Below are 18,115 nucleotides of genomic sequence, written 5' to 3'. Positions count from 1 at the left end.
CTTGTTAAAAGGGCGAAAATGGAATGGTTCCGATTGGCATTTATACGAATAATCTTATAAATTTTTCGGAAAAAATGAGCTGGCATGGATGCCCCCTCCTGCGACTGGAACGTGTGGTCTGATCTGCCGAATGGGATGCGCCATAGCGATGCGCTCCGCATGTCCTTGCTAACGTCAGATTCGGCGAAAACTTGACTGTCGGGAGGGCGACGCATATCGATGCGCGCGATCGGTTGTCCGTGGCGCGGCAGGTTGTGCCGGCCGGACGCTGGGAGGCGGGGCTTGGAGGGCGGGTTTGAGCGCCAGGGACAGGGGCGGGTGCGAGCCTTGCGGCCGCACCCGCCTGCCAGTGCTACGGGCGGGCTGGCGCGGCGCGCCGGGCTTCGATCTCGCGCAGCGCGCGCCGCTGGATCTTGCCAGTGGTGGTCATCGGCAACTGCGCGATGAATTCGATGATCTTGGGATATTCATACGGCGCTAGCTGGCCGCGCACATGCTGCTGCAGCTCGGCGACCAGCGCGGCGTCGGCCTGCGCCGAACGCACAATCGATGGCACCAGCACGATGAATGCCTTGACCACCGCGCCGCGCTCCGGGTCCGGCGAGGGCACCACCGCGCAGTTCGACACGGCGGGATGCTTGAGCAGGCAGTTCTCGATCTCGGTCGGGCCAATGCGGTAGCCGGAGGATTTGAAGACATCGTCGGCGCGCCCCTGGTACCACAGGTAGCCGTCTTCGTCGATGCGCGCCAGGTCGCCCGTGCGGCACCAGCGCAGGCCATCGCGCTCCAGGTACTTGCCGGCGGTGGCGTCCTCGTTGCGCCAGTAGCCGAGGAAGAACACGGGGTCGGGATGGCCGTGGGCGTCGGTGCTGCACACGGCCACCTCGCCGTCCTCGCCCGCCGCGCAGGGCCTGCCTTCGTCGTCGACCACGGCGATGCGATGGCCGGGGTAGGGCCTGCCCATCGAGCCCGGGCGCGCCGGCCAGCCTGGCTGGCCATCGTTGTTCTGCGCGGTGCAGTTGCCCACGATGTAGTTGATCTCGGTCTGGCCGAACATTTCGTTGACGACCACGCCGAGCGCGTCGCGGCACCAGGCGAAGACGGTTTCCCCCACGGCTTCGCCCGCGCTCATCAGCGCGCGCAGGTGCAACTGGTAGTGCTTGCTCGGCGCGGGGCAGGTTTTCATCATCTGCTTGAGCGCGGTGGGAAACAGGAAGGTATTGGTGACGCGATAGCGCGCCATCAGCGCGAAGGCGGTCTGGGCGGAGAACCTGCCCTGATAGCCCACGATGGTCTTGCCGAAATACAGCGTGGGCATCAGTGCGTCCCACAGCCCGCCGGTCCAGGCCCAGTCCGCGGGGCTCCAGAACACGTCGTCAGCCTGAGGAAACCAGTTTTGCGAACAGACGAAGCCGGGGAGGTTGCCTATCAGCGCGCGGTGCGGGATCAGGGCGCCCTTGGGCGGGCCGGTGGTGCCGCTGGTGTAGATCAGCACCGCCGCCTCGTCGGCCTTGGTCACGACTGCGGTGAACGCCGGCAGCTCGGCCGCCAGCAGCGCATCCCAGTCGTGCTCCGCGCGGCCCACGGCGGCACCGGCGCCGATCACCGTGGCCAGAGCCGGGCACTCCGCGCGCGCGGCCAGCACGTTGTCGATTGAGGATTCGTCGGCAATCGCCACGCACGCCTCGCTGTGCTGGAGGCGGTACGCCAGGGCTTCCGGGCCGAACAGCATCGACAACGGCATGGCGATGGCGCCGAGCTGGTAGATCGCCATATGCGCAATTACTGTCTCGATGCGCTGCGGCATGACGATGCCCACGCGGTCGCCCCGCGCCACACCCAGCGTGCGCAGCGCCCGGGAGAGGCGATCGGCCTCGGCCTGGATGAAGGCGTAGCTGTAGCTGGCGCGGCGCCCGTCCTCGTGCTCGGTGTGAACCGCGATGCGATCCATCGTGGCCGGGTCGCGCGCCCAGCGGCCGCAGCATGCGTCGGCCAGGTTGAAAAACTCGGGCACATGCCAGTGGAATTGCGAGTGTAGCGCGGGATAGTCGTCGCGCCGGCTGGCTGGCAGGGCGGATGCGGCCATGTTGGGTCTCCTGGGTTGCGTTCGGGATGCGGGCCGGGCCGGCTTGCCGCTATAATCCGCAAACGAACGATCGTTCTATTTTTAGGCTTCCCCGTTGCCACGGGTGAAAGCGTCCGCCACGATCAGGGAAAAGGCACCCGGGGAGACACCATGGCAATCAGAGAAACCTCGCGCTCGGAATTTATCACGTTGCGCGGCCTCAATATGCACGTGCGCCACTGGGGCGAGCCCGGTGCGCCCACCTTGTTCCTGCTGCATGGCTGGATGGACGTGGCCGCCTCGTTCCAGTTCATGGTGGACGCGCTGGAACGCGATTGGCACGTGATCGCCCCGGACTGGCGCGGCTTTGGCCAGACCGACTGGCCTACGCGCTACCCCGGCACCGAGTCCTACTGGTTTCCCGACTATGTTGCCGATCTCGAGGCCGTGCTCGACCACTACCAGCCGGACGCGCCGGTGAACCTGGTGGGGCACAGCATGGGCGCCAACGTGGCTTGCTTCTACGCCGGCATCCGCCCCGAGCGGGTGCGCCGCGTGGTTGACCTGGAGGGGTTTGGCATGACCGGCACGCGCGCCGAGCAAGCACCCGGGCGCTATGCGCGCTGGCTCGACGAGTTGCGCGAGCGCCAGCCGTTGCGCTCCTATGACAGCGTGGGGGCGGTGGCGGCACGGCTGCAGAAGACCAATCCGCGCCTGCCCGATGACCGCGCCGCCTTCCTGGCCGAGCACTGGTCAGCGCGCAATGCGCAAGGCCGCTGGGAGATCCTGGGCGATGCCGCGCACAAGATGGTCAATCCGGTGCTGTACCGGCTCGACGAGGTGATGGCGATCTGGGCGCAGGCCACCGCGCCGGTGCTGCACGTGGAAGCACGCAATTCGCAAACGCTCAGCCACATTGCAAAGGACCAGCCGCTGGCGGAGTTCAAGCAGCGCTTCAAGGCGTTTCGCGATTTCCGCGAGGCCATTGTCGATGACGCCGGCCATATGCTGCATCACGACCAGCCGCGGGTGGTGGCCGGGCTGGTCGAGTCTTTCTGCGTCTGAGGCTGTGGGCCGTGCAGGCTGTCGCGCTCAGGCGTGCGTCAGCTTTTCCTTGAGCGTGGCGTTGTTGCTGGTGTGCACATGAACCAGTGCCTTTTCCGGGAAGGCATAGTGATAGGCGCGCCGCAGGGCCAGGGCTGCCTCGTGGAAGCCCGAGAGGATGAGCTTTTGCTTGTTGGGGTAGAAGGCAATGTCGCCCGCGGCGAAAATGCCGCGGCGGGACGTTTCGTAGGTGGTGGTATCCACCATGATGCGCCCGGCGCGCATGTCGAGGTCCCAGTGGGCGATCGGGCCGGGCTCGGAGACGAGGCCGTACAGCGCGACGAGTTCGTCGGCAGGCAGGCTGATCGTGTCTTCCCGGGTACGAATGTCGACCCCGGCCAGGGAGCCACCCTCGGTTTTGAGCGCGCCCAGCATGCCCACCACGAAGTCCATCTCGCCGGCGGCCACGGCCGCGCGCATTTCGGCCACCGTACCGTCGGCCGCGCGAAAGCCTGCCCGGCGGTGCAGCAACGTAACGCGCGCCGCGGTCTTGCGCAGCGCCAGCGCCCAGTCCAGGGCGGAATCTCCGCCGCCGGCCACCACCACGCGCTTGCCGGCGAAGCGCGCGGTGTCGCGCACAGCGTAGTGCAGGTGGAGGTCTTCCAGCGCGGCGGCCTCGGGCAGCGCCACGCGTTGCGGGGCGAAAGCGCCAGCGCCGGCGCAGATCAGCACTGCGGCCACGTCGAAGCGCTTGCCGGTGTCGGTTGTGACCAGCAGGCGGTGCGGGTGCTCATGGCCGGCCGTGCCGTGAGCTTCGGGCGGGACCTCGGCCAGGCCGTTGGCGCGCTCGTTGAAATGCATGGGAAAAGCGAACGGCGCGCATTGCTCGAGCAGGCGGTCGACCAGGTCCTGTGCCAGGCACCCCGGCACCGCGGGGATGTCGTAGATCGGCTTTTCCGGGTAGAGCTCGGTGCACTGTCCGCCGGCGCGGTCCAGCACGTCGATGAGCTCGCACTTCAGCCCCAGCACACCCGCCTGGAAGGCGGCAAACAGGCCGACCGGGCCGGCGCCGACGATCAGCACATCGGTGCGGATCACGTCGGCCGGGACGGTTGGGGTGCGGGAATCAGGCGTGGCGCAAGCAGGGGTTTGGGTCGGCATGGCTTGGCGGGCGGCGCGCGTGGCGGCGCCCGGCAGGAGGGTCGTCAGGCCCCAACTATACCGCGCGGGGCCGGCCTCGCCGCCTACGCCAGCGTTGGCGGCAGGGCTATCGGCGCGGATGTGTGGGCCAGCCCACGCGGCGCGCATTGGCGCGGTATTAAAGTCGGATTGAAGTTGGATTAACGCGGAATTATCGCGAGAGTAGAATAGACGCATGCAAAATTCACACGCAATCAACGCAGATCTGCATTGCCATTCCACGGTGTCCGACGGCATGTTGTCCCCCGAGGACGTGGCCGCGCGCGCGCATGCCGGCGGCGTGGCGTTCTGGGCGCTGACGGACCATGACGAGGTCAAGGGCCAGGCCAGGGCGCGGGCCGCGGCCGAGGCGCTTGGCATGCGCTACGTGCCCGGGGTGGAGATCTCGGTGACGTGGGCCGGGCAGACCGTGCATATCGTTGGCTTGCAGATCGACCCCGGCAGCCAGGTGCTGGTCAATGGCCTGGCAGCCACGCGCTCCGGGCGGGCCGCCAGGGCGCAGGACATCGGTGAAGCGCTGGCCGCGATCGGCATCGAGGGCGCCTATGAGGGCGCGCTGCGCCACGTCGGTAATCCCGACCTGATCTCGCGCACCCATTTCGCGCGCTGGCTGGTGGAAGAAGGGCGGTGCAAGACCATCAGCGAAGTGTTTGACGACTACCTCGGCGAGGGCTGCCCGGGCTATGTCGGGCACCGCTGGGCCAAACTGGCCGATGCGGTGGGCTGGATCCAGGCGGCCGGCGGCATTCCTGTGATGGCGCACCCGGGCCGCTACAACTACACGCAACTCCAGCACGATGCGCTGTTCGACGAGTTCAAGCAGCTCGGCGGGGCCGCGGTCGAAGTGGTCACCGGCAGCCATACGCCGGAGCAGTACCGCCAATATGCCAATGTCGCGCATCACTATGGCCTGCTGGGCTCGCGCGGCTCGGACTTCCACGGGCCGGGCGAGGGACGGATCGAGCTGGGCTCGCTGCCGCCGCTGCCGTCGTCGGTCACCCCGGTCTGGCATGACTGGTAAGCCGCGCCGGCCAACGGCCGCCCCGCGCCCAGCCCGCCCGAACCCGCCATGCGCTCCCTTCGCTTCTCCCCATCGCAGAACTGGCCTGGAATGCGCGCGGCGTTTGCGCCCATCCCGCGGCCGGTCGCCCCAGGCCCGCACATGTCCCAATACTTCGAGATCCATCCGCTCAACCCGCAATCCCGCCTGATCAAGCAGGCCGCGCAGATCATCGGGCAGGGCGGGCTGATTGCCTTGCCCACCGACTCCAGCTATGCGCTGGCCTGCCGGCTCGACGACAAGGCCGCGGTAGAGCGGCTGCGCCGCTTGCGCGGGATCGACGACAAGCACCATCTGACCCTGATGTGCAGCGATTTGTCGGAGCTTGGCAACTTCGCGCGGGTGGACAACCGGCAGTACCGCTGGCTCAAGGGCGCCACGCCCGGGCCCTACGTCTTTATCCTCGAGGCCACCAAGGAAGTGCCGCGCCGGCTTTCGCATCCCGCCCGCAAGACCATTGGCGTGCGGGTGCCCGACCATCCCATTCCGCTGGCGCTGCTGGCCGAAGTGGGCGAGCCGCTGATTTCGGCTACTTTGCAGTTGCCGGGCGACGAAGCCCCGCTCAACGAGCCGGAGGTGATCCGCGCCCGGCTGGAAAAACTGCTGGAACTGGTGATCTGCGGCGGCGCCGCGCCCGCGCAGCCGACCACGGTGATCGACCTGACCGCCGGCGAGCCCGAGCTGGTGCGGCAAGGACGCGGCGATATCGAGCGTTTTGGACTGTGATTGCCACCGAACAGTCGCTTTGCCGCAGCCCCGGTACAATAGTGACCCATGGATTCTTCTCTGATTCAGACCCTAGCGGTCTACGCCCTGCCGGTCCTGTTCGCCATCACGCTGCATGAAGCCGCGCACGGCTACGTGGCCAAGCTGTTTGGCGACAACACCGCCTACTCGATGGGCCGCGTCAGCCTTAACCCGGCGCGCCATATCGATCCCATCGGCACCATCGCGGTGCCGCTGCTGCTCTATTTCATGACCAGCGGGCAGTTTGTCTTCGGCTACGCCAAGCCGGTGCCGGTCGCCTTCGACCACCTGCGCAATCCGCGCTGGCATGGCATGTGGGTGGCGCTGGCGGGCCCGGGCAGCAATGTGCTGCAGGCCTTCCTGTGGGCGCTGGTGGCGGTTGGCCTGGTGGTGGGCAGGGTGCAGGAGCCGTTCTTCACCCAGATGGCGCAGGCCGGCGTGCTGGTCAACCTGGTGATGGCTGCGTTCAACCTGTTCCCCGTGCCGCCGCTCGACGGCGGCCGCGTCCTGACCGCGTTGTTGCCGCAGCGGATCGCGCATGCGGTGTCGCGCATCGAGCCCTATGGCATCTTCGTGGTGCTGGCGCTGGTGGCGGCTGGCGTGATCACCAAAGTGTGGATGCAGCCGGTGATGGGGGCGCTCAGGAGCCTGGTGTTGCTGATGCTGCAACCCATCCTGGCGCTGGTGCAGTAAGCCGCGCCGCGGCGCCGGCGCCCATGCCGGCGCAGACCTCGAATACGCGTACCCGTACCTGCACCGATTCCCACAAATACAGATAGACATGTTTCCCGATCGCGTTCTTTCCGGCATGCGGCCTACCGGCGCGCTGCACCTGGGCCACTATCACGGCGTACTCAAGAACTGGGTCCAGCTCCAGGCCGAATATCCCTGTTTCTTCTTCGTGGCAGACTGGCACGCGCTCACCACGCACTATGAATCGCCGGAGGTGATCGGCGAATTCGTTTGGGAGATGCTGATCGACTGGCTCGCCGCCGGCGTCGATCCCGAGCGCGCCACACTGTTCATCCAGAGCCGCGTGCCCGAGCATGCCGAGCTGTTCCTGCTGCTGTCGATGGGCACGCCGCTGGGCTGGCTGGAGCGGGTGCCGACCTACAAGGACCAGATCGAGAAGCTCAAGGACAAGGATCTCTCCACCTACGGCTTTCTCGGCTATCCGCTGCTGCAGGCCGCCGACATCCTGATCTACCGCGCTGGCCGTGTGCCGGTGGGCGAGGACCAGGTGCCGCATGTGGAGATCACGCGCGAGATCGCGCGCCGCTTCAACTACCTGTACGGGCGCCAGCCGGACTTCGAGGCGCAGGCGCAGGAGGCCGCCAAAAAGCTGGGCGGCAAGCGCACCAAGGCTTATCTGGAACTGCGCCGCGCCTATCAGGAGCAGGGCAAGGCAGAGGCGCTCGAGGAGGGCGGCGCGCTGGTGGCGCAGTCGCAGAGCCTGGCCGCCGAAGACCGTGAATTGCTGCTGGGCTACCTGGGCGGTTCGCGCAAGACTATCCTGGTCGAGCCGCAGGCGCTGCTGACCGCGGCATCGCGCATGCCCGGGCTGGACGGCCAGAAGATGTCGAAGTCCTATGGCAACACCATCCGCATGCGCGAGGACAAGGCGTCGGTGGAAAAAAAGGTGCGTACCATGCCGACCGATCCGGCGCGCGTGCGCCGCACCGATGCCGGCGACCCGGCGCGTTGCCCCGTGTGGCAACTGCACCAGGTCTATACGGACGCGCCCACCCGCGAGTGGGTCGAGAAGGGCTGCCGCAGCGCTGGCATCGGCTGCATCGAATGCAAACAGCCGGTGATCGAGGGCATCCTGCGCGAGCAGCAGCCCATGCTGGAGCGGGCGCAAAAATACATGGACGATCCGGCGCTGCTGCGCGCCATTGTCGACCACGGCTGCGACCGGGCCAGTCAGGTGGCGCGCGAGACGATGCGCGACGTGCGCACCGCCATGGGCCTGGGGTACCGGTGAGCACGGCGGCGGGCATCCCCCACGCGCCGCTGGGCGCACCGTCACCCTGGGTGGCGCGCTGGGCGCATCTGGTGCGCCCGGGCGGCCGCGTGCTCGACCTGGCCTGCGGCAATGGCCGGCACGCCACCTGGTTCGTGCGCCGCGGCCATGCGGTGCTGGGCGTCGATCGCGATGCGGCGGCATTGGCCGCGCTGGCGGCTTTGCCCGAAGGCGTCGCCACGCGCGCGGCCGACCTGGAGCAGGGCACGTGGCCGCTGGCGGATGAGCCGGGCTTCGACGCGATCGTGGTCACCAACTACCTGCACAGGCCGCTTTGGGCGCATTTGTTCGCTGCGCTGGCGCCGGGTGGCGTGTTTCTTTACGAAACCTTCGCGGCTGGCAACGAGACCGTGGGCAAGCCTTCGAACCCGGATTTCCTGTTGCAGCCGGGCGAGTTGCTGGATGCCGTGCACGGCATCTTGCGGGTGATTGCCTACGAAGATGGTGTGCTGGAAGTGCCTAAAGCTGCCTTTGTGCAGCGTATTTGCGCGATTCGCGAAGATATAGGCAAAACGGGCGGCGGAGCGCCGCCGCGGTATCCTTTGCCGGGCTGAAGTGCGGCCCCGGTTATTTGCGGGCCCGGTCGGCGAGACCTGGGCTTCACGCGTTGAACTGCCTTGGGTTTTCCCCGGTCGAAGGTGCGGTCGGAAGGCCTTGGGTATCCGGTACAATCGCGGTATTCGTTTCTCGAATTCTCAAACGTTATGACACAGATTAACGGCAGCATCGTCGCTATCGTGACGCCGATGCAGGAAGATGGCAGCCTGGATTTCCCCGCGCTGCGCGCCCTGGTCGACTGGCACGTGGCCGAGGGCACCGATGGCATCGTGATCGTCGGCACCACCGGCGAGTCGCCCACGGTGAACGTGGATGAGCATTGCGAGCTGATCCGCGTCGCCGTGGAGCAGGCCGACAAGCGCATCCCGATCATCGCCGGCACCGGCGGCAACTCGACCAAGGAAGCGATCGAGCTGACCGCGTTTGCCAAGCAGGTCGGCGCCGATGCGTCGCTGCAGGTGGTGCCCTACTACAACAAGCCCACCCAGGAGGGCATGTATCGCCATTTCCGCACGATCGCGGAAGCGGTGGACCTGCCTGTCGTGCTGTACAACGTGCCGGGCCGTACCGTGGCCGACATGCAGCACGACACCATCCTGCGCCTGGCGCAGGTGCCGGGCATCATCGGCGTCAAGGAAGCGACCGGCAATATCGACCGTGCCGCGCAACTGATCAAGGATGCGCCGCAGGGCTTCTCCATCTACAGCGGCGATGATCCCACGGCGATTGCCCTGATGCTGCTGGGCGGCCATGGCAATATCTCCGTCACGGCCAACGTGGCGCCGCGCAAGATGCACGAATTGTGCGTGGCTGCCCTGAAGGGCGACGCGATTACCGCGCGTCGCATCCATATGGAACTGGTTGCGCTGAACAAGGCGATGTTCGTCGAGGCCAACCCGATTCCCGTCAAGTGGGCGCTCCAGCAAATGGGCAGAATGCAGGGTGGCATCCGCCTCCCGCTTACTCCGCTGTCACCGGAATACCACGATGTGGTGCGCAAGGCGCTGTCGGCGGCCGGCCTGCTCGGCTGATCGCACTGTGTTTTGCCGTCATCCCTCAACTAGGATTGCGTGTCAATGAAACTCAAGCTTAACCGCCACGGTGCAACGCAAGTTGGCCGTGCCGCCCTGGTCTTGCCCGTGCTTGTGGCAAGCGCGTTGTCCGGTTGCAGCAGCATCAACGACGCGATGGCGCCCGACAAGATCGACTACAAGTCCGCTGCCAAGCGCACCTCCACGCTGGACGTGCCGCCGGACCTGACCAAGATCGAAGGCGACCGCCGCTACTCCGTGCCGGATCAGAACGGCACGTCCACCTTGTCGACCTACAACCAGTCGAACAAGGTCGTGCAGCAGCAGGTGGGCGCCGAGAACGTGCTGCCCTCCACGCAAGGCATCCGCATGGAGCGCGACGGCAACCAGCGCTGGCTGGTGATCAGCAACGGCATGCCGGCGGACAAGCTGTGGCAGTCGATGCGCGAATTCTGGCAGGAGAGCGGTTTCCTGCTGGTGCAGGACTCGCCCGAGACCGGCATCATGGAAACCGACTGGGCCGAGAACCGCGCCAAGATCCCGCAGGATTTCATCCGCAACACGATCGGCAAGGTCTTCGACGGGCTGTACTCGACGTCCGAGCGCGACAAGTTCCGCACGCGCGTGGAGCGCTCGCAGAACGGCAACCTGGAAGTCTTCATCAGCCACCGTGGTGCGCAGGAGCAACTGACTGGCATCGACAAGTCGACCACGACCTGGACGCCGCGCCCCTCCGATCCGGAGCTGGAGGCCGAATTCCTTTCGCGCTTCGCGCAGCGCCTGGGCGTGCAGAAGGAGCAGGCCGACCGCATGGCCAAGAACCCCGCTTCGCCGGCAGCCGCCGCTGCGGGCGCCACTGCCGCAAAGGGTGCAGCGCCTAGCGCCAATGCTAACCTGACCCAGGTCAATGGCAGCCAGGCACTGCAGTTGTCCGAGCCGTTCGACCGCGCCTGGCGCTCGGTCGGCCTGGCGCTGGACCGCGTGAATTTCACGGTGGAAGACCGGGACCGCGCGCAAGGCCTGTACTACGTGCGCTATGTCGACCCGCGCGACACCGTGGACAATCGCGGTTTCTTCTCCAAGCTGTTCACCAAGACCGGCACCGAGGACAGCAAGAAGGCGAAGAAGTATCGCGTGGCACTGAAGGGTGATGGCACTGGCACGACCGTGACGGTGCAGAACGATGCGGGCCAGCCGGAAGGCACCGAAGTCGGCAAACGCATTCTTTCGCTGCTCGACGAGCAACTGCGCTGACCGGCATGCGGGTCACGCAAACCACCCCGCGGCGCCCTGCCGCGAGGTGGCTCGCCGGGCTGCCAGGGGAGGCAGGCGCATGATGCGCTTTGCCTTCCTCGGTAGCGGCAGCGAGGGCAATTCCCTGTTGATCGAGTCGCAAGAGGGCACCACCACGACCAGGGTGTTGCTCGATTGCGGCTTCGGCATTCGCGAAACCGCGCGGCGGCTGGAGCGGCTCGGCATCACGCCGGATCAGCTCGATGCCGTGCTGGTTACCCACGAGCACGGCGATCATGTCGGCTCGGCTTACGCCTTTGCTTCCCGTTACGACCTGCCGGTACATACCAGCCACGGCACCTGGCTTGCCACCTCGCACATGCGCGGGGCGGACAAGGCCGACGTGCGCGTGTGTGGTGCCGACCATCCGTTGGCGATCGGCAACCTCCACATCCTCCCATACACCGTGCCGCACGATGCGCGTGAGCCGTTGCAGTTCGTGCTCAGTGACGGCGACGCCCGCCTGGGCGTGCTGACGGATGCAGGCATGGAGACGCCTTACGTCACCGCGCGGCTGGCGGGGGTGCATGCTCTGGTGCTGGAATGTAACCACGATCGGGAGATGCTGCGCAATTCCGCCTACCCGTATTCGCTGAAGCAGCGCATTGGCGGCGATTTTGGCCACCTTGCCAATGAAGTGGCGGCCGGCATCCTGGAGCGAGTGGCGCATGCGGGGCTGCAGCGCGTGGTGGCCGCGCACCTGAGCCAACAGAACAATACCCGGGAGCTGGCCACCCAGGCACTGGCCACGGCGCTGGGCGTGTCGTCAGACGAAATCCTGGTGGCGGACCAGCACGAAGGACTGGGCTGGCAGCCGGTCAGGGCCTGAGACGCGGCGGGCAATGCGCCGGCGAAGCCTGCAGACGTAAAGCTACAGACGTAAAAAAGCCGACCCGAAGGTCGGCTTTTTTATCGGTCGAGACCGATTACTGCTTAGCAGCAGCAGCCGATGCGTCAGCAGCCGGTGCCGAAGCGTCAGCGGCAGCGGCCGGAGCCGATGCGTCAGCAGCGGGAGCAGCAGCCGGAGCCGATGCTTCAGCCGGAGCAGCAGCAGCCGGAGCCGAAGCTTCCGGTGCCGGAGCAGCGGCTTCTTCTTTCTTGCCGCAAGCGGCGAGAGCAACGGCGGCGAGCAGCGATGCGATCAGGAGAGACTTCTTCATTGTTCGTCCTTTAACTTTAATAACAGAAAAACAGGCGATGAATAATTACCGGTAATTATCGCTCTTGAACTGCAAAATAGAGGCTCTCCCGGGTGCCGACAAATGCAGTGGTACACAGTACTAGCCAGCCGGTGATTATATCCGCGTTTTCCCGGCTTGTGTAGCGCTGTCTTTTCCTGTTTTTGGTTGTTACGGATTATTACAGCGAAGCAGGTCCGAATTGCAGCCAGCCCTCCAGCGCCCAGTGATGGAAAGTCTCCATCAGATCCGGCAGGTCCGCGCAGGCCGCCACTTCCACGGCGCTCAGGCAGCGCCGGTCCGCCAGCAGGCGCAGCCAGCGCGCCAGCGCCGAGGGCGGCTCGTAAGCTTCGCCATTGATAAAGAAATGCGTGCGGTCATACAACGCGATGGATCCCGGCGCAAGCACGACGCCATGAGCCAGGGCGAGTTTGTTGTATTTCTTCAGCGTGATTTCGGATATTTCCGCAAACTCCACGCTTGGCTTGGGCTCGGAGAGATGCGCGCCCAGAAACTCCGAAACCATGCTACCCGACCAACGGAGGGCGCTCAGTTTCTCGGTCACCGCCCGCACCATCTGGGCAGGCAGTTGGGCTGGATGTGATGTTGCCGGCTCGCCGGCATCCGCGTAGCGCCCGCTCAAATCCTCGTTGTCCTCGACCGTTTCCGACAGCCAGGCCAGGAAGTGCCCCGCCAGTTCGCGGTAGGCCGGTGCGCGAAAGCCGATCGAGTACGTCATGCACTCGCCGTCGGCCACGCCGTCGTGGGCGTACTGAGGTGGCAGGTACAGCATGTCGCCTGGCTCCAACACCCATTCTTCTTCGGCCGTGAAGTCCGACAGGATCTTGAGCGGCAGGTCCGGGACCAGGTCGAGCTTGGTCTGGGACGAGATGCGCCAGCGGCGCCGGCCCGATACTTGCAACAGAAAAACGTCGTAGGAATCGAAGTGCGGGCCCACGCCGCCGCCGTCGGTGGCGTAGCTGACCATCAGGTCGTCCAGGCGCGCATCCGGGACGAAACGGAATTGCCCCAGCAAGTCCGCGGCTGCACTATCGTGGAGGTTAACGCCCTGCACCAGCAGCGACCATTGACGGGCTTTCAGGGAGGGCAGGTTGTCGGCGGCGAAGGGGCCTTGTTCGAGCTTCCAGCGGTTGCGAAAGTGCGACACCAGGCGCGACTCGACGTCGTCGCGGTCGGCCAGTTGGAAAAGCGACTCGCGCGATACCGGCGGCACGATTCCCGGTACGGCTTGTCGAATCAGCAGGGGTTTGCGGTGCCAGATATCGCGCATGAAAGCAGCTGGCGTCATGCCACCCAGGAGGGTGAGCGGCGCGTCAGGATCGACGGGGCCGGGGGGCAAGGCCTGCGCGTATAATGCGGAATCGTTCATGGAGTCAAGAATTGAAAATCGCTAAGAACACGGTGGTATCCGTGGTGTACAAGCTGTCGGATGCGCAGGGCAATCTGATCGAGGAGTCGGATGAGCCGATGGTTTACTTGCACGGCGGATATGATGGCACGTTCCCCAAGATCGAGGAAGCGCTGGAAGGCCATGAAGCCGGCTTCGAAACCCAGTTGCAGCTCGAGCCCGAGGAAGCCTTCGGCGATTACGACGCCGATATGGTCAAGGTAGAGCCGCGCGACCGTTTCCCCGAGCCGCTGGAAGTCGGCATGCAATTCGAAGGCGTGCCCGAAGACGGCGACGACGAAGACTCGATCATCTACACCGTGACCGACGTGGCCGAAGACAAGGTGGTGCTGGATGGCAACCACCCGCTGGCCGGCATGGCGCTGCGTTTCTGGCTGCAGGTAGCGGAAGTCCGCGAAGCCACGGGCGACGAAGTGCAGCACGGCCACGCGCATGGCGCCTCGGGCATCGAAGTCGTCGACGAAGATGAGGACGACGAAGGCGACGGCAGCCGCACGCTGCACTGAGTGCGCCACGCGCGCGCGCCCTCGCGGAAGGTCCCACGAATAAAGCCGGCATCGCCGGCTTTTTCTTTGTGGTGCGGGGTTGGGCTGACGCTATTCATTCCGCCTCGGGGCCATCCTTGAGCGTGACCTCAAACAGCGACGGCGACCCCGGCGTGATCACCAGTTCGGTGTACTGGCCGGGCGCGCCGCCTGGCAACACCACGCGGGAGACGTTGCGCAGCGTCTTGCCGCTGGCATCTTTCAGTGGCGTATCGATGCCGAAGCCGCCCAGGCCGGTATGCACCAGCAGGACCTGGCCCCGGTAGCGCCCGGCCAGCTCGCGCAACTGGCGCTTGAACTCCAGGAAGCCATCGCGCGCGCGCCGGCGCAGGAAGCCATCGAGCAGGGAGGGCTTGCCGCGCTGCTCCCAGCCGTTGCCGAACTGTGGGTCGGCATGCATGAGCAGCACGATGCCGGGCAGGTTCTGCTGCTGCGCCAGCGAAAACGCGCGCGCCAGCCATTGGCGGTTGGCCTCGCGGCGATCCTCGAACTCGCCGTTGCGCCCGCCTTCCGAGCGATAGTGATTGTTGTCGCCCGGCAGGTTCAACCCCACCAGCATGACGCGCCCAGCGTGCCAGCGCACGTTTTCCCGATAGCTGCGAAAGGTAGCCTGTTCGGACTGCCGCATCAGCGGCAGTACCCGCTGGCCCAGCGTGGTATCGGCCGGATAGAACAGCTCGCGCAGGCGGTTCAGCCGCTCCACCGCATCGAAGCGCCCGTTGGCGGCGCGAGCGCATTCCGCCCAGTCGGTTTCGCCAGGCAGGTAGACGAGCGGCAGCGGCGACTGGTCGAGCAACCGCTGGCGAGCGGAAAGCAGGGTGTCGCCGCAGGATTCGGTATCGCCCTTGATGCCGCCCAGATGGACGACAAACTCCAGCCGGCGCGCGGCCAGGAAATCGAGCAGGCGGGCGGTGCCCGCTTCGGCGGCCGGCCACTGCGGCTGGTCGGCGATCAGGGCCACGCGTATCGTTTCGGCAGCCGGAGCTGGAGCTGGAGCCGGAGCCCGGGCACGGTTCGCCGCCTGGCCCGGCAGCGCCAGCAACACGCCAAGCATGGCCAGTCCGGCCAGGAGCAGCCAGCGCTGGCGCACGATCCCGGTTGGCGTCATGCGGTGGCTACGGCATCCTTGGCGAGCGCACGCAGCCGATAGAGCGCGTCGAGTGCATCGCGCGGCGTCAGGCTGTCCGGGTCGAGCTCGGCCACCGCGTCTAGCAAGGCGGCCTGCTGCACGGAAATCGCATTGACCGGCTGGCCATTGCCAAAGGTCCCGTCTTTGCCTTCGCCTTGTTCCAGGTAGTCGTCGTCATCGTCCGGGGGCGAGGGCGGCGCGGCGAACAGATCCAGCTGCGGCGTGGGCGTGGCATCCGCCGACTGTTGCTCCAGCCAGGCCAGGTGCTTGCGCGCGGCGCGGATCACCGGCTGCGGCACGCCCGCCAGCTGCGCCACCTGCAGGCCGTAACTCTGGCTGGCAGGCCCATCCTGTACGGCATGCAGGAAGACGATGCCATCGCCATGCTCGACCGCGGACAGGTGGACATTGGCCGCCTGCGTGAACTCCTGCGGCAGTTGCGTCAACTCGAAATAATGGGTGGCAAACAGTGTATGGCTGCGGTTATGCGCCAGCAGGTGGCGCGCGATCGCCCACGCCAGCGCGAGGCCGTCGAAGGTCGACGTGCCGCGGCCGATCTCGTCCATCAGCACCAGGCTGGCAGGCGTGGCGTTGTGCAGGATGCTGGCGGCCTCGGTCATTTCCACCATGAAGGTGGAGCGCCCACCCGCGAGGTCGTCGGCGGCGCCGATGCGGGTGAAGATGCGGTCGATCGGGCCGATCACCGCGCGCCGCGCCGGTACATAGGCGCCCACGCAAGCCAGCAGCACGATCAGCGCGGTCTGGCGCATGAAGGTCGATTTACCGCCCATGTTCGGGCCGGTGATCAGCAGCAGCTTGCGCGCTTCGGTCAACTGGCAATCATTGGCGATGAACGGCACGGATTCCGCGGCGAGCTGGCCCTCCACGACCGGATGGCGGCCCTGGGTCAGGTCGATCACGTTCTCGGCTACGCGCTCGGGCTGGGTCCAGTCCAGCGTCTGTGCACGCTCGGCCAGCGCCGCGAGGACGTCCAGGCGGGCCAGCGCGCCGGCCACCCGCTGCAACTCGCCGATATGCGGCAGCAATTGCTGGAGCAATGCGTCGTACAGCTGCCTCTCGCGTACCAGCGCGCGGTCTTGCGCGGACAGGGCCTTGTCCTCGAAGACCTTGAGCTCGGGCGTGATGTAGCGCTCGGCGTTCTTCAGCGTCTGGCGGCGGCGGTAGTCGTCGGGGACCTTGTCGGCCTGGCCGTTGGTCACCTCGATGTAGAAGCCATGCACGCGGTTGTATTCCACGCGCAGGTTGGCGATGCCGGTGCGAGTGCGCTCGCGGGCTTCCAGGTCGACCAGGAACTGCCCGCAGTTCTCTGAGATATCGCGCAGCTCATCGAGCGTGGCATCGTAGCCACGGGCGATCACGCCGCCATCGCGGACCACGGTGGCCGGCTCCGGCGCCACCGCGCTGGCCAGCAGGGCATGGCATTCCCAGGGCACCGCCAGTTCCGTCAACGTCTGGTTGAGCAACGGCGCGGCATCGTCAGCGCGCAGGCAGGCCTGCACGTCGGGCAGGGCGGTCAGCGTGTCGCGCAGCGAGGACAGGTCGCGCGGGCGCGCATTCATCAGGGCCAGGCGCGCGGTAATGCGCTCCACGTCGGACAGCCGGCGCAGCGCCGCGCGCAGCGCATCGGTGCCCTGGCCGATCAGCGCGCCGATGGCCTGCTGGCGCGCCTGCGGGATGGCGCTGTCGCGCAGCGGATGGTGCAGCCAGTGGCGCAACAGGCGGCTGCCCATGGCGGTGGCGCAGGTGTCCAGCAGCGAGAACAGCGTCGGTGACTCGCCGCCGCGCAGGGTCTCGGTCAGTTCCAGGTTGCGCCGCGTGGCGGTGTCCAGCCCAACGAATTCGGATTCGCGCTCGACCGTCACGCCCTTCACATGGCGCAGCGACTGCCCCTGGGTGGAAGCCGCGTAGTTCAGCAGCGCGCCGGCGGCGCCGAGCGCCGCGCCCAGCCCGGCACAGCCAAACGGATCGAGGCTGGCCACGCCGAGCTGCTCGCGCAGGCGGCGGGTGCCGGCTTCCTGGTCGAAATGCCACTCCGGCAGCCGGGTGCGCGCGCACTCCAGCGCAGGCAGCTCGATGCCATCGGCATACAGCAGCTCCGCCGGGCGGATCCGTTCCAGTTCGCGGCCGAGCTGCGCCACCTCGCACTCCATCAGGCGCAGCTCGCCGCTAGCCAGGTTGAGCCAGGCCAGCCCGGTCTTGCTCACGCCGCGGCGCGTGGTTTGCTGGTGCACCGCCATCAGGTAGGTATCGACCTTGTCCGGCAGCAGTGCCGCGTCGGTCAGCGTGCCCGGCGTGACGATGCGCACCACCTTGCGTTCCACCGGCCCCTTGCTGGTGGCCGGGTCGCCGATCTGCTCGCAGATTGCCACCGATTCACCCAGCTTGACCAGCCGCGCGAGGTATTGGTCCACCGAATGGAAGGGGATCCCGGCCATGCGGATCGGCACGCCGTTGGAGCTGCCGCGCGACGTCAGGGTGATGTCGAGCAGGCGCGAGGCCTTCTCGGCATCGTCGTGGAAGAGCTCGTAGAAGTCGCCCATCCGGTAGAACAGCAAGGTGTCCGGATGGTCGGCTTTCAGGCCGAGGTACTGCGCCATCATGGGCGTGTGCTTTTCCGCGCTGCCGGCCTTGGGCTCGGTCTTGGCGGACTGTCGGGGTTCTACGGACATGCAATCCTCTCGGGCGGCTTTGGCGAAGCCGCCTGTTTTCGGGTACTCCGGCGGCCCGGAGGCCTGGCGCGGATAAAACCCGCATTTTACTGCGAGCCGGCCCCCGAAGGGGGCGAGAAGAGG

At 66.5% G+C, this 18,115-nt stretch carries 16 protein-coding genes; 10 read left to right on the top strand and 6 right to left on the bottom strand.

Translation table 11 applies throughout. The annotated features are described in order from the left end of the window. Positions 1-352 precede the first annotated feature (352 nt). Entirely contained in the window at positions 353-2,086 is a 1,734-nt protein-coding gene (locus AC1RQK_RS04130) for an acetate--CoA ligase (RefSeq protein ID WP_492807769.1), read from the bottom strand. A gap of 150 nt (positions 2,087-2,236) precedes the next feature. On the opposite strand from AC1RQK_RS04130, the gene AC1RQK_RS04125 reads away from it, so the two are divergent. After that, positions 2,237-3,130, top strand: coding sequence for an alpha/beta fold hydrolase (locus AC1RQK_RS04125; RefSeq protein ID WP_492372671.1), 894 nt, complete (start codon positions 2,237-2,239; stop codon positions 3,128-3,130). A gap of 27 nt (positions 3,131-3,157) precedes the next feature. Here the strand turns inward: AC1RQK_RS04125 and AC1RQK_RS04120 are convergent, their stop codons facing one another. Then, positions 3,158-4,270, bottom strand: a complete 1,113-nt coding sequence (locus AC1RQK_RS04120; protein WP_492807767.1) for an NAD(P)/FAD-dependent oxidoreductase — start codon at positions 4,268-4,270, stop codon at positions 3,158-3,160. A gap of 214 nt (positions 4,271-4,484) precedes the next feature. Here AC1RQK_RS04120 and AC1RQK_RS04115 point away from each other — a divergent pair, with 214 nt between their 5' ends. The 8 genes from AC1RQK_RS04115 (at position 4,485) to AC1RQK_RS04080 (ending at position 11,850) form a co-directional block, all read left to right on the top strand. Continuing rightward, on the top strand, positions 4,485-5,330 hold the full coding sequence (locus tag AC1RQK_RS04115; protein WP_416048095.1) for a 3',5'-nucleoside bisphosphate phosphatase: 846 nt from the start codon (positions 4,485-4,487) through the stop codon (positions 5,328-5,330). Between the two features lie 141 nt (positions 5,331-5,471). After that, the gene (locus AC1RQK_RS04110) at positions 5,472-6,095 is read left to right on the top strand and encodes an L-threonylcarbamoyladenylate synthase (RefSeq protein ID WP_492372669.1); all 624 of its coding nucleotides are present in this window, start codon (positions 5,472-5,474) and stop codon (positions 6,093-6,095) included. A gap of 48 nt (positions 6,096-6,143) precedes the next feature. After that, a complete protein-coding gene (locus AC1RQK_RS04105) occupies positions 6,144-6,809 on the top strand; it encodes a site-2 protease family protein (protein WP_492372668.1) in 666 nt (221 codons plus the stop codon). A gap of 88 nt (positions 6,810-6,897) precedes the next feature. After that, entirely contained in the window at positions 6,898-8,100 is a 1,203-nt protein-coding gene (locus AC1RQK_RS04100) for a tryptophan--tRNA ligase (RefSeq protein ID WP_492807766.1), read from the top strand. Further along, positions 8,097-8,693, top strand: coding sequence for a class I SAM-dependent methyltransferase (locus AC1RQK_RS04095; RefSeq protein WP_492807764.1), 597 nt, complete (start codon positions 8,097-8,099; stop codon positions 8,691-8,693). The genes AC1RQK_RS04100 and AC1RQK_RS04095 overlap by 4 nt, the downstream gene beginning before the upstream one ends. Before the next feature lie 150 nt (positions 8,694-8,843). Continuing rightward, positions 8,844-9,728, top strand: coding sequence for a 4-hydroxy-tetrahydrodipicolinate synthase (gene dapA, locus AC1RQK_RS04090; protein WP_492372665.1), 885 nt, complete (start codon positions 8,844-8,846; stop codon positions 9,726-9,728). 45 nt (positions 9,729-9,773) lie between these two features. Next, positions 9,774-10,982 (top strand): NlpB/DapX family lipoprotein, encoded by a 1,209-nt coding sequence (gene bamC / locus AC1RQK_RS04085; RefSeq protein WP_492372664.1) that lies wholly within the window; start codon positions 9,774-9,776, stop codon positions 10,980-10,982. 79 nt (positions 10,983-11,061) lie between these two features. Next, the gene (locus tag AC1RQK_RS04080) at positions 11,062-11,850 is read left to right on the top strand and encodes an MBL fold metallo-hydrolase (RefSeq protein WP_492807762.1); all 789 of its coding nucleotides are present in this window, start codon (positions 11,062-11,064) and stop codon (positions 11,848-11,850) included. A gap of 97 nt (positions 11,851-11,947) precedes the next feature. On the opposite strand, the gene AC1RQK_RS04075 is transcribed toward AC1RQK_RS04080, so the two are convergent. Both AC1RQK_RS04075 and AC1RQK_RS04070 read right to left on the bottom strand, forming a co-directional pair. After that, a complete protein-coding gene (locus AC1RQK_RS04075) occupies positions 11,948-12,181 on the bottom strand; it encodes a hypothetical protein (protein WP_492372662.1) in 234 nt (77 codons plus the stop codon). A gap of 199 nt (positions 12,182-12,380) precedes the next feature. Continuing rightward, complete coding sequence (locus AC1RQK_RS04070) at positions 12,381-13,589, bottom strand: JmjC domain-containing protein (protein ID WP_492807759.1); 1,209 nt, start codon at positions 13,587-13,589, stop codon at positions 12,381-12,383. Positions 13,590-13,600: 11 nt separating this feature from the next. Here AC1RQK_RS04070 and AC1RQK_RS04065 point away from each other — a divergent pair, with 11 nt between their 5' ends. After that, positions 13,601-14,134 carry an FKBP-type peptidyl-prolyl cis-trans isomerase gene (locus AC1RQK_RS04065; protein ID WP_441633715.1) on the top strand — a complete coding sequence of 178 codons (534 nt, stop codon included), beginning with the start codon at positions 13,601-13,603 and terminating at the stop codon, positions 14,132-14,134. Positions 14,135-14,228: 94 nt separating this feature from the next. Here the strand turns inward: AC1RQK_RS04065 and AC1RQK_RS04060 are convergent, their stop codons facing one another. Continuing rightward, on the bottom strand, positions 14,229-15,281 hold the full coding sequence (locus tag AC1RQK_RS04060) for a hypothetical protein (protein ID WP_492372660.1): 1,053 nt from the start codon (positions 15,279-15,281) through the stop codon (positions 14,229-14,231). Further along, positions 15,278-17,992, bottom strand: coding sequence for a DNA mismatch repair protein MutS (gene mutS / locus AC1RQK_RS04055; protein WP_492807757.1), 2,715 nt, complete (start codon positions 17,990-17,992; stop codon positions 15,278-15,280). The genes AC1RQK_RS04060 and mutS overlap by 4 nt, the downstream gene beginning before the upstream one ends. Positions 17,993-18,115 lie beyond the last annotated feature (123 nt).

It is taken from the genome of Cupriavidus sp. GW822-FHT02D05 (assembly GCF_058802485.1).
Note: the sequence above shows the minus strand (reverse complement) of the source record. Positions and strands in the feature narration are given on the sequence as shown.

Coding starts and splice junctions, on each gene's coding strand:
- AC1RQK_RS04130 (WP_492807769.1), bottom strand. CDS start 2,086: ATGGCCGCATCCGCCCTGCCAGCCAGCCGGCGCGACGACTATCCCGCG.
- AC1RQK_RS04125 (WP_492372671.1), top strand. CDS start 2,237: ATGGCAATCAGAGAAACCTCGCGCTCGGAATTTATCACGTTGCGCGGC.
- AC1RQK_RS04120 (WP_492807767.1), bottom strand. CDS start 4,270: ATGCCGACCCAAACCCCTGCTTGCGCCACGCCTGATTCCCGCACCCCA.
- AC1RQK_RS04115 (WP_416048095.1), top strand. CDS start 4,485: ATGCAAAATTCACACGCAATCAACGCAGATCTGCATTGCCATTCCACG.
- AC1RQK_RS04110 (WP_492372669.1), top strand. CDS start 5,472: ATGTCCCAATACTTCGAGATCCATCCGCTCAACCCGCAATCCCGCCTG.
- AC1RQK_RS04105 (WP_492372668.1), top strand. CDS start 6,144: ATGGATTCTTCTCTGATTCAGACCCTAGCGGTCTACGCCCTGCCGGTC.
- AC1RQK_RS04100 (WP_492807766.1), top strand. CDS start 6,898: ATGTTTCCCGATCGCGTTCTTTCCGGCATGCGGCCTACCGGCGCGCTG.
- dapA (WP_492372665.1), top strand. CDS start 8,844: ATGACACAGATTAACGGCAGCATCGTCGCTATCGTGACGCCGATGCAG.
- bamC (WP_492372664.1), top strand. CDS start 9,774: ATGAAACTCAAGCTTAACCGCCACGGTGCAACGCAAGTTGGCCGTGCC.
- AC1RQK_RS04080 (WP_492807762.1), top strand. CDS start 11,062: ATGATGCGCTTTGCCTTCCTCGGTAGCGGCAGCGAGGGCAATTCCCTG.
- AC1RQK_RS04075 (WP_492372662.1), bottom strand. CDS start 12,181: ATGAAGAAGTCTCTCCTGATCGCATCGCTGCTCGCCGCCGTTGCTCTC.
- AC1RQK_RS04070 (WP_492807759.1), bottom strand. CDS start 13,589: ATGAACGATTCCGCATTATACGCGCAGGCCTTGCCCCCCGGCCCCGTC.
- AC1RQK_RS04060 (WP_492372660.1), bottom strand. CDS start 15,281: ATGACGCCAACCGGGATCGTGCGCCAGCGCTGGCTGCTCCTGGCCGGA.
- mutS (WP_492807757.1), bottom strand. CDS start 17,992: ATGTCCGTAGAACCCCGACAGTCCGCCAAGACCGAGCCCAAGGCCGGC.